This is a genomic window from Streptomyces sp. NPDC001728, from assembly GCF_040297565.1.
Classification (GTDB): domain Bacteria; phylum Actinomycetota; class Actinomycetes; order Streptomycetales; family Streptomycetaceae; genus Streptomyces.
In genome coordinates this window covers 379,071-389,264 of record NZ_JBEOZK010000004.1, presented here as the reverse complement: position 1 = coordinate 389,264, position 10,194 = coordinate 379,071, and the positions used below count along the sequence as shown (strand labels likewise).

Genomic DNA, 10,194 nt, shown 5'->3' with positions numbered 1-10,194 from the left:
ACCCCGTCGAACCGCCAACTCCGCCTCTCAACGAACCCACAACACCCCAGGCCACCAACGACCCGGCACACCAACAAACCCCCCACCGAGCGTTAGTCGAGCAGTGGGACCGGCAGGACGACGCCCGCCGCATCGGTTGCAGGTCCAGGACCATTGCCGAGGACTTCGCGCTCGAACAGCCGCTGCTGATGCCGCTGCCCCAGGAGCCGTTCGAGACCGGCCGGCTGTTCACCCCGCGGGTCGACCGCTACGGGCAGATCCCGGTCCGCACGAACCGCTACTCGGTTCCGATCCGGCTGATCGGCAAGCGGGTGCGGGTCATCCTTCACGCCTCTCACCTGGTGGTTTACGACCAGAACGTGGAAGTGGCCCGGCATGAGCGGCTGATCGCCAAGGGCGCCGTCCGCCTGGAACTGGATCACTACCTGGAGGTTCTGGTCCGCAAGCCCGGCGCTTTCCCCGGTTCGACCGCTCTCGAACAGGCCCGTTCGGCTGGCAAGTTCACCCCGGTCCACGACGCCTGGTGGACGCAGGCCATGAAGATCCACGGTGAACGGGACGGCACCCGCGCGTTGATCGAGGTGCTGTTGCTGGGGCGGCATCTGCCGCACGAGCACGTCGTCGCCGGCCTGGCCGCGGCTCTGCGGGCCGGGGCCCTGACCGCGGACGCGGTCGCTCTGGAGGCCCGCAAGGCCGCCCAGGCCGAGACCGAGACCGCACCGGAGGCCCGGGTTCCCGGTCAGCCGTCGGCGACGGTGACGTCCCTGCACGAGTGGCGCCTCGCACACCTTCCGCCGGACACCAGGCCGCTTCCGTCGGTGTCTCACTACGACCAGTTGCTCCGACGTCGTCGCACCAGCGGCGGTGACCACCGAGAGGGAGAAGCCCAGTGACCATGCCCCGCCAGCGAGGCTTGACCGAGCAGGCCGCCGACGCCGCGATCGACTCCGCCTGCCGCCTGTTGCGGCTGCCGTCGATCAGGAACGAGTTCAACGAGATCGCCGACCGGGCGATGAAGGACCAGATGACCTACCGCGGGTTCCTCGCCGAGCTGCTGATGGCGGAGTGCGATGATCGGGCCCGCCGCAGGTCGGAGAGGCGGATCAAGGCGGCCGGCTTCCCTCGGGAGAAGTCCCTGCGGAGCTTCGACTTCGACGCCAACCCCAACATCGACGCGGCCACCATTCATACCCTCGCCAGCTGTGAGTGGATCAAGAAGAGCCAGCCGCTCTGCCTGATCGGCGACTCCGGCACCGGCAAGTCCCACATGCTCATCGCCCTGGGCACCGAGGCCGCGATGAAGGGCTACCGTGTCCGCTACACACTCGCCACCAAGCTCGTGAACGAGCTGGTCGAGGCCGCCGACGAGAAGCAGCTGAACAAGACCATCGCCCGCTACGGCCGCGTCGATCTCCTCTGCATCGACGAGCTGGGCTACATGGAACTCGACCGCCACGGCGCCGAACTCCTCTTCCAGGTCCTGACCGAACGCGAGGAGAAGAACAGCGTCGCCATCGCCTCCAACGAGTCCTTCGGCGGCTGGACCAAGACCTTCACCGACCCCCGCCTCTGCGCGGCCATCGTCGACCGCCTCACCTTCAACGGCACCATCATCGAAACCGGCACCGACTCCTACCGCCTCGCCAGCACCCGAGCCCGAGCCGAGGAACCCGCCAAGGCCGGCTAAAACCGCCCTCACCCCGACGGCCCACCGCCCTCACAGACGGCGGGTCGTCCACAGCATCGCCATCTTCAAGATGCCGGTTCATCCGGGTGCTCAGAAGACCTACGGCCACGGGCACGTCGCAAAAGGTGCCTCGTCAGCAGCATCACCCAGACCGCCAGAAGCAGCGTCGCGACAACCCTCAACCAGGGGGCGGTGCTGCTACTGGCCGCTGTCCACCCATAGAACACGATGCTCAGGCACATCCCGCCCGGGCCATTGAAGAACTCGACCCTCGGGTTTCGTGACATCCCCGCCCTCCTCCTGCTTTCGCATGTCCCCGCCCAGGCCACTCCGGGCCGTGCTCAGGATCCGTCCCATATCCCCAGACGCTTGAGCCTGCGCTGCCGGAGCCGCTCGGATGCTGCCGTGAGGCCGAAGACGACCCCCATGACCAGCCCGAAGAGCACAGCGAACAGGAGATCTTCGGGTTCCTCGCCGTCAGGCGACAGCACCAAGAAGAAGAGCACGAAGGGGGTGGCCATAGACAGACCGGCTTTGATCGGATGTCGAGCCGCCCACTTCTGGAACCGAGTCGGGCGCCGCTGCCCGCCCAGGGCCCGATCCAGAGCCCAGAACGCCTGCCCGAAAGACCGCCACCAGTTCGCCACGGAAGAAGGATATGGCAGCTGATCTGCTGCCCTTTGACCGAGGGCTCATGGCCGGTATCGGTCAGCCACCAGGCTCGGACACTGACGTCATTTCTCGTGGACATCCACGAGCCTCAAGATCGCCAACTGCTGCCCAAACCGGCCGACAAACGCTGTTGCTTGAAGTGAACGAAGCCATCCGGCCCGCTTGCCCGCGGTCGACCAGGCCGGGCAGGGCGGGGAGAGGTTGACACCGACGGTCCAGCGCAGCGCGGAGTGCTCGGGGTCGAGCCGGGTGATGTCGATGATGATGCGGCGGCGCCCTGCCCGCTCGGCGGTGGCGCAAGCGTCACCGGAGAGGTCGAGGCCGACGGCGTCATACCGGGCACCGAGGGCGGCGAGGCCCTCGTCCCAGCCGCCAGGGCCGTTGTGTCGGCAGACGGTGTGTCCCGCGCAGGTCGTGTCGCTCTACGGGAGGCCCGACGGTGGTCGGCGTGTCGCCTCTCTGCGCATCAGCGTGTTCCTTTGCGGAGCCTGGCATGTGACTGACGTCACGGCATGTGGTGCCCGGGGCACGATTACCTCTCGGCCTATCCCTGCCCGAGGAATGCCCGCAGATCGGCAGCGAGCGCCGTCATCTCCTCGCCGCCCTCGACCACGGTCGACACGGTGCACTCCCAGCCGTTGTTGAAGACATCAGCCCGGAGCGTCCAGCTCACGCGCACGTGGCCACCACGGTTGAAGGTGGCAGCGACAACAAGGTGGTTGTTCGTCCAGACCCTCTCGCCGTCCCAGCCGCGGAAGTCCTGCGCGAGGCCGTCGAAGAAGTCGTCCAGCTTGTCCCAGACCGTCACCCCGACGGTCTCGACGCGGGCCTGCACACCGGCATCTGCGGCCTCGACTCCGAATACAACGTGGTACTCGTCTTCCCTCGCCCAGTCGAACAGTCGTACCCGCGCATCCGGCGAACCCGCTGCTCCGCGAACGTCAAGCTCAACCCGGCCAGAACCCACCTCGATCAGACTCACGCCCGAAGGATACGCATGCAGCCGCAGCATGTCGGCCGTCGGCGTACTCGCGAATGTGCAGAGCCGAGTAGGTACGAACCGGGTCTGTCGCAGATCGTGTGATCGGGCCTGCGCTGGTGGTTGCTTCTGGCCACCGGCATCGGTCAGCTACGGTCCTCTCATGCCGCTTACTTCCGATGACGAGATCCGCAGCCGTGAAGAACTGGTCGCGTTCATTCGCGACCTGCACCAGGACTACCTCCGCCGAGGGCAGGACTGGGAGAACTCCACCCTCGACCGCTTCCTCGAAGCCCTGGCTGCCTGGACCGAGTCTTCCGACGGCTGGTACCGGAACTTCGGCAAGGACCTTCCGGCCAATGGGGACTGGACCTTCATCGCGCGGGCCCTCAGCGCGGCCACCGTCTACGAGTAGCGGAGTGAGTGGCCGCACCCACCACCACACGATCTGCGACAGGCCCTACGAACCTGCAGAACAAGGCAGGCACCTGAAGACCGTTGCTCGCCGTTCGAGATGATGGGGGTGTGTCCCTTCGCTATTTCAATCAGACTGGCTGGATCGCGATCTTCAACGGCACCGAGACCGAGATCGGTCGCATGGTGCGCGTAGAGGGCTGGGAGCCGACCACCGGGACAGCTCTGGTGGTTGACCGCAAGCGAGGTGCCCTGCGCCCGGTCACGGACTACGAGGACTTCTCTCACCTGGAGCCGGCCGACCAGGTCGTTGCGGCGGTGCCCGGCGGAGGATGGCGGGCTCACTGGACGGATCAGGGCCCCGGCGGGACGCCGCTGACCGAGCAGGTCCTCGCATGGCTCATCACGTCGAACGGGCGGGCGACCGCTATCACGGTCGACGCTTACGGCCATGTCGAGGACGCCGACAGCGCCGACATCTTCATCCCACCGGGCGAGGAACTGGAGCCGTCAGCGGAAGCCTGATCGGGCTGTAAACGATCTCACTCCTGACGGCCAACAGGGCGATTTCCCTTCTCAGTTGCATGAACCGAACTGTGCTGTGCTGCTGGGTACTGCCGGGAGTCGGCGGAGGTTGGTTACCTTCGCCGACTGCTGTCGCAGGCGCTGGATTTCGTCGTGCTGCGCGGCCAGCCGGGAGATGGCCAACTCCTTGAAGGCGGTCAGCTCGGCGACAGTCTCGTCACGTCTGGCGAGGCGCTCTTTCAGCTCGGCGACCTGGGTCTTGAGCCGTTCGACCTGGGCGGCCCGCGGATCGGTGACGTGTCCGGCCGCTTGCAGAGCTCGCAGACGCCGCTCGAACTCTTCGGCGAGGTGCTGGTAGGGGCCGGGGCGCTTCGTGCCGTCGCGGTTCTGCTTCGCATAAAACGCGGTGCGGGACACGCCGGCCTGGGCGGCCAGCGTCTTCAGGTCGCATCCGCCGCTGGGCGGGATGTCGCCGCTCAGCAGCCGGTCCATGGCCGCCCGGATGGCGTCTTCGTTGCGGGCGCGGGTCTGCGCGCTGATGCGTGCCATGTAGTGGTCGGTTTTCCTTTCACATGCTGGCGTCGATGGCGGCCAGTACCTTCATGTCCCGGTCCAGAGCGGCCTGGAGACGAGTCCTTTCGGTCTTGTGGGTGCGGCTGATCGATCCGATGAACACCTGCTTGGCTTGAACGCTCTCGGCCCAGACGGGGCGGTGGCAGGGGTGGTGGGTTGCCTGCGGGCAGCGTGCCGAGTCGCACATGCCGATCAGCGGTTTCGTCGCGTTCGGGGTGCCGGCGAGCTTGAGGCACAGGGCTCTGGAGGGGTCGGTGAACCAGCAGTAGTTCGCCACGCCGAGGTGCAGGACCTCGGCGCGTTCTGCCAGGAGCGCGCGGACCTCCTGCTCGCTGCCCAGGACATTGGGGTCTTGCGCGGCCGTGCGGGCGAGCTTCCCATCGACGCTGGCGAAGAAGGAGAGCAGGTCCCGGGCTCCGGGGCCCGAGGGCAGTCTGCCTTCCTGGTAGTGCCGGTACTCGGTGAGGAGGAGGTCCTGGTTGCGCTCGGTCTCCTCAGCGTTGACTTCCGCGAGGAACTTGGCCTGTGCTCCTCCCGGGCGGTTTGCGTAGCCCTCTGTTGTCACCACGGACAGGTGCTTGAGCTGCACCTTTGCTGCGAGCAGTCCTCCGGGGCGGTAAGCGATCTCCAACGCGAGCGTCCTGCGGAGCATCCTCGCGTTTATTGGTCCGGCCGGGATCGGATCCAGGCCCAACGCCCGGCCGGCCGCGCTGTTGACCCACTGGCGGAAGGTGGTGAAGCGCGTCCGTCCGAGGGGTGAGCTGAGCAACGGGTCACCGGTCACGGCCTCCGGACCCAGCAGCGCCTCGGCGACGCCTGCCGCCTGGTATGCCTCCCAGACGACCACCCACTCGTCGGGGACGCCGCCGAGCGGCTTGCCCTTGACGACGCGGCTGGCGAGCTTGTAGCGATTCAGCCCCGGGCCCACCTCGATGGGCGGTATCCGGCAGCCGACGTGCATTTCCAGCAGCTCGCTATGGCGCATCCCGGACAGGGCCAGGACCGCCAGGTGCGAGGCGGTCCTCACCACGCCCGTGAGTGTGCGCAATTCACGCTCGAACAAGGACGTCGACCAGGGAACCTGCCCTTGACCGTTGGCTCGCTCCACGAGATCGGCAGCGCGGCAGAACGGCTTCTCCAGTCCCACGATCGCGAGCGCTCGCTCCAGTTGATCGCGCACCTGCTCAAGGGCAGCGGCAGGAAGTTCTCCCCGTCCGGCCTCGGCGGCGAGCGCGTAGACGTTCACCTTCGCCAGCGGGTCATCCTTGGCCATCCACTCCCGAGGCTTCCCGGTCCCGGGGAGGCAGTCGAAGGGCTGCCCGAATCTTCGACGTGGCGCCGGATGATCTCCCTGAGCGCGTCCAGGTCCACGGCGCTCCTCGGTAGGCTCGCCCGCCGCGCGTCCCCCTCGCGCTTGGCCGCCAGCTCCCGCAGCAGCAGGGGCGCGATCGTCTGGACCAGATAGAGGGCGGCGGCCAGCATCGGCTGGAAAATCGTGTCGGGGACCGGCTGGGTCTTGTTCTCAGTCTTGCCGCCGGACACTTCACTGGCGGTCGCGGCGAACGGCCGCAGGCCGGGGTCGTAGCGGTCCATGGTGAACAGCTCGCCGTAGCGCGCCAGCCCAATGATCACCAGCTCGACCATCCGGCGCACGCTCGGGCGATCGCGGGTCTTCGTGCCGTTGGGCCGGTGGGTGGCCCGATACTGGGCGAAGGACACGCAGTGGTGTTCGGTCACCTCGCCGAGTTCGTCAATACCCTGGGCCGTGAGCCAGTTCAACCAGCGCACCAGCTCCAGAAGTTCTGCGTAGAGACCGCCAATGGCCCGCACCGTGCGGTTGGCGTGCGGGAGTGTGCGCACGGCGTCGTGGCCGGGCGCCATCTGCGCGGCGACGTACTCCTTGGCCACCGTCTTCCAGCGTGGGTTGGCGATGGCGGAGAAGTCCAGCCGACGCGCGCACCGAGACACGTAGGCGGGGATGCCGATGACGTGGGTGAAGTCCCACAGGTCGTCCTCGAACACCGGCCCGCGCGCCCCGAGGGGGACGACGAATCCGGCCAGGCCGCACACGTCCGCGCCGGCGAACGGCGACGGGGCGGCGGAGACGGCGTGGGGATGCGGAAGCGGGAAGTCGTTCACAGTGTGGCCTCCTCGGGCAGGAGCGGGAGCTCAGCGTCGGTGTCGGCGACCTGCCCGGCGAGCTGGGCCAGGTGCGCGGGGTCGTACTTGCCCAGCACCTCCTCGATTCGCTGGGCGTAGTGTCCGAAGACGGCCATGAACTGCGCGGCGGGCATCAGCTGCCACTGCCGGGCGAAGAACGCTTTCATCCGCAGCAGGTTCGCCGCGTGGCGCGGCGCGAACAGGGCCAGCGGACACAGCAGGCACACCCACGGGCGGGCCGGACACGGCTTGCCCTTCGGACCGTGCAGCCCGGCGGTCGGATCGGCGCACGCGGCCACGAACACATCGCGCTCGCCACCCACCAGCTCGGCGATCGCAGCATCGTCGAGCTCCAACTCGCTGACCAGTTGCGGAAACTGGTCAGCGAGCTCGGCGATCTGCTGATCGGTCAGCACCATCGGGGGCCTGGCCCGGCGCAACAGATCGCCTTGGGCCTGCTCGACGATGTCCTCCAGCGCGGCGCGCTGGGCCTTGGTCGTCGTGCTCAGGTAGCGGTCGCCCTCGATGGCTGGGGAGTGGTTGGGGTCGATCGTCGAGCGGCGGCTGCCGAACCAGGTGGCCCGGTCGCGGTGGGACTCGAAGGTCGTGCGGATCCGGTGCCGGTGCAGCTGGACCGTTGTCCCGTTCGCGTCCACGACACCCAGGTCGCGCATCCACTCGGTGACGGTGGTCTTGTAGGGGCGCCCGGACCGCCACGGTCCCCATCCCTCGCCGGCGGGGGGCTGCCTGCTGTAGGCCAGCCACAGCCACAGGCTGTTGTGCAGCTCGGGCGGGCAGTGCTCCCGCGCGATCGCCGAGTGCTCCAGCCAACGCTCCAGCAGGCGCACCGCCTTCGCCGAGAGGGTCAGGCTCTCTTCGGACGTGCGGCCCTTGATGTAGCGGACCAGCACGGCGCGGTCGCCCGCCCAGTCCAGGCCGTCGAGGCCGAGGTCGGCGATGCCGTCGGGCACGATCCCCGTGTAGATACCGAAGAGCACCTGGTAGGCGATCGCCAGCCGCGCTGTCGGGAAGAGCGCTTCGCGCGCTGCCGCGACGAAGTGGCAGCGGTCCCGCCCGATCCGATGGCGCATCTGCTCGTAGGACAGACCGACGAGCTCGCCCAGTTCACGGGTGTTCGCGGATCCGCGCCGGACCATGTGCCAGTGGACGTTCTCCTCGGTCCAGCCATGGACGAACGGGTCACGGCCTGCCTCCGCGACGGAACGCGCACGCTGGTAGGACGCCCAAGCCTCCTTGATCGCCTGGCGGCTCGCACTGGTCAGAGACTCCCAGGCCACCTCGTCGTAGGGCTGCAGCGGCTCGGATAGTGGGTACCGGTTGAAGTGGCGCCCGCCCACCAGCTGGCGGACATCCGGAGCCAGGACGGAGCACTCCGCGTCCAGCGCTTGCAGCAGCCGGCGGCTCTCCGACTCCCTGCGGTTGTCCGCCTCCCACCACAGCGCGGCCAGTCCCGCCCGGGTGAGCCCCTCCACGCCGCCTGCGTGGCCGCGCTGGCCGAGTGCCTCGACGAACCAGTCGATCGTCCCCTTGTACTTCTCCACCGTGCGGCGCGAATCGCCTGGTCCGTGGGGATGCATGAGGTGGACCAGGCCCGTCAGCAGTTGGCGGATCAGCACGGGGTTCGCGGAGTCATCGACTCGCACGGTCGCGGTTGTGCCGCGCGTGAACGCGCAGACCAGCCGCAGCGGGTTCTCGGCTATGTCCGCCGGCATCAGATGTCGTCCTCGTCGAACTCGGTGTCGGCCTCACGTTCGGCGTCGGCGAGCAGGCCCTGGTCGTGGCCGGCCCGCTCGTAGGCGTCGCGGTAGATCCGGGTGGTGTCCAGGCGCGAAAGGTAAACCTCCGTGGTCAAGGTGCTGCTATGGCCCAGTAGGTCACGAAGGATCATGATCGGGTCGTTCTTGCGCAGGTAGAGGCCCAGGGCCGCGTCCGCGTCGGTGTCCTTCACCAGCCTCGCGGCCTGGGCGTAGTAGCCGCCGACCAGGAGTTCGAGCGTCCTGATCGCGAACGTGTGCCGGCATCGGTGCGGGCTGGTGTGCGGGAAGCGGGAGTCGAACCGGTCCCTGATCCGCTCGGAGTTCCGCTTGAAGACCGTGGGCCAGTCGCGGAACGGGCTTCCGTCGCTCTGCACGGCCAACAGCATCGAGCTGCCCTCAGCCGTCACCAGGCACCGACGCTCTCGCGGCGTCAGCTCCGCCCACAGCACGCGCTCGCCGTTGACCCGGCCACCGAGAGCGTCGACCTCGGTCGCCACCAGCGGCTGCCCCCAGTGGGACGGAGGCGTCCACGAGGACCGCTCGACGGCCAGGGCCCGCTGCAGCCGTAGGTACTGGTGGAGCCTGGCGAGCGGCCCGTACGTCGTCCACGTGGTCCGGAACTTCCGACCCTTGGTGACGCCGGCCGGAACCGGCAGCCAGATCGGCAACGCGGTCGGGCGGGGCGGCAGGGGCGGCACCTCGCACTCCAGGAGATACGTGAACTCCTGCCGCCGCAGCCCGCTGGACAACACGAAGCCCCCGACCGCCGAGTTGCGGGCCGTGGTCCGGCCCCGATACAGGCAGTCCTCGCTCCCGTCCGGACGCAGACCGCCGAGCCCCTGCACGAACAAGTCCTCGAAGTCCTTCTCGAAGTACTTGATCGTCACGTGCGGCTTCGGCATCCGCCGCCTGCCCAGGTTCACCGCCTGCTCGCGTACTTGGTCGCCGTACGCGGTGAGAGCCTGCCGGTACGTGAACGGCACCGCGGACGTGTACTGCTCGGCCTCGGCCCAGCCGTAGAGCTGCGACAGAACGCTCACGTGCTGGTTCCAGGTCGAGGCGGCGAACCGCGCCTTCAGCGGCCCGTGCGAGCGGTGGACGGCGTACGCGCTGAGCCCGCGACGCAACTCCTCCCGGGAGTCGAAGAGTTGGATGCCGCGGTCTGCGAGGAAGACCGTCCAGTCACGAGCGATCCACGCATAGGCTTCCCAGGACTCCGGGGACTTGCAACCGTTCCCCGGAAGCTCCTGGAGCCAGCGGTTGAGCACCGTCGTGATCCGCGGGCCGGCCCCGTCTTCGAAGAGGAGATCGTCGTCGACGAGTACCGGCATCAGGTCCGGGATGATCGGCTTGCTCGCCAGACCCCACGACTCCCAGCCGGCGGATGAGAAGAAGGTCATCAGCAC

11 protein-coding genes are annotated in these 10,194 nt (G+C 68.1%); 4 read left to right on the top strand and 7 right to left on the bottom strand.

Features of this window, described 5'->3' with window-relative positions; genetic code table 11:
- Both ABT154_RS09680 and istB read left to right on the top strand, forming a co-directional pair.
- On the top strand, positions 1-893 hold an 893-nt coding region (locus tag ABT154_RS09680), incomplete at its 5' end, for a Mu transposase domain-containing protein (protein ID WP_502969473.1).
- Entirely contained in the window at positions 890-1,687 is a 798-nt protein-coding gene (istB, locus tag ABT154_RS09675; RefSeq protein WP_351855067.1) for an IS21-like element helper ATPase IstB, read from the top strand. The genes ABT154_RS09680 and istB, both read left to right, overlap by 4 nt.
- 341 nt (positions 1,688-2,028) lie before the next feature.
- Here istB and ABT154_RS09670 read toward each other — a convergent pair whose 3' ends face one another.
- Entirely contained in the window at positions 2,029-2,334 is a 306-nt protein-coding gene (locus tag ABT154_RS09670) for a DUF6404 family protein (RefSeq protein ID WP_351855064.1), read from the bottom strand.
- 569 nt (positions 2,335-2,903) lie between these two features.
- Positions 2,904-3,341: a DUF6228 family protein gene (locus tag ABT154_RS09665; protein WP_091285271.1), complete on the bottom strand. Its 438-nt coding sequence runs from the start codon at positions 3,339-3,341 to the stop codon at positions 2,904-2,906.
- Between the two features lie 160 nt (positions 3,342-3,501).
- Here ABT154_RS09665 and ABT154_RS09660 point away from each other — a divergent pair, with 160 nt between their 5' ends.
- Together ABT154_RS09660 and ABT154_RS09655 are read left to right on the top strand one after the other, a co-directional pair.
- Entirely contained in the window at positions 3,502-3,753 is a 252-nt protein-coding gene (locus tag ABT154_RS09660) for a DUF7660 family protein (protein WP_351855062.1), read from the top strand.
- Positions 3,754-3,863: 110 nt separating this feature from the next.
- Positions 3,864-4,277: a hypothetical protein gene (locus ABT154_RS09655; RefSeq protein WP_351855060.1), complete on the top strand. Its 414-nt coding sequence runs from the start codon at positions 3,864-3,866 to the stop codon at positions 4,275-4,277.
- 51 nt (positions 4,278-4,328) lie between these two features.
- On the opposite strand, the gene ABT154_RS09650 is transcribed toward ABT154_RS09655, so the two are convergent.
- Genes ABT154_RS09650 through ABT154_RS09630 form a run of 5 tightly spaced genes read right to left on the bottom strand, consistent with a single transcriptional unit; the run spans position 4,329 to position 10,188 of the window.
- Entirely contained in the window at positions 4,329-4,826 is a 498-nt protein-coding gene (locus ABT154_RS09650; protein WP_351855058.1) for a hypothetical protein, read from the bottom strand.
- Between the two features lie 19 nt (positions 4,827-4,845).
- The gene (locus ABT154_RS09645; protein WP_351855055.1) at positions 4,846-6,123 is read right to left on the bottom strand and encodes a site-specific integrase; all 1,278 of its coding nucleotides are present in this window, start codon (positions 6,121-6,123) and stop codon (positions 4,846-4,848) included.
- Entirely contained in the window at positions 6,093-6,989 is an 897-nt protein-coding gene (locus tag ABT154_RS09640) for a hypothetical protein (RefSeq protein WP_351855053.1), read from the bottom strand. The genes ABT154_RS09645 and ABT154_RS09640 overlap by 31 nt, the downstream gene beginning before the upstream one ends.
- Positions 6,986-8,743 carry a hypothetical protein gene (locus ABT154_RS09635; RefSeq protein WP_351855050.1) on the bottom strand — a complete coding sequence of 586 codons (1,758 nt, stop codon included), beginning with the start codon at positions 8,741-8,743 and terminating at the stop codon, positions 6,986-6,988. Before ABT154_RS09635 ends, ABT154_RS09640 begins: the two co-directional genes overlap by 4 nt.
- Positions 8,743-10,188 carry a site-specific integrase gene (locus ABT154_RS09630; protein WP_351855101.1) on the bottom strand — a complete coding sequence of 482 codons (1,446 nt, stop codon included), beginning with the start codon at positions 10,186-10,188 and terminating at the stop codon, positions 8,743-8,745. The genes ABT154_RS09635 and ABT154_RS09630 overlap by 1 nt, the downstream gene beginning before the upstream one ends.
- Between the last annotated feature and the right edge of the window lie 6 nt (positions 10,189-10,194).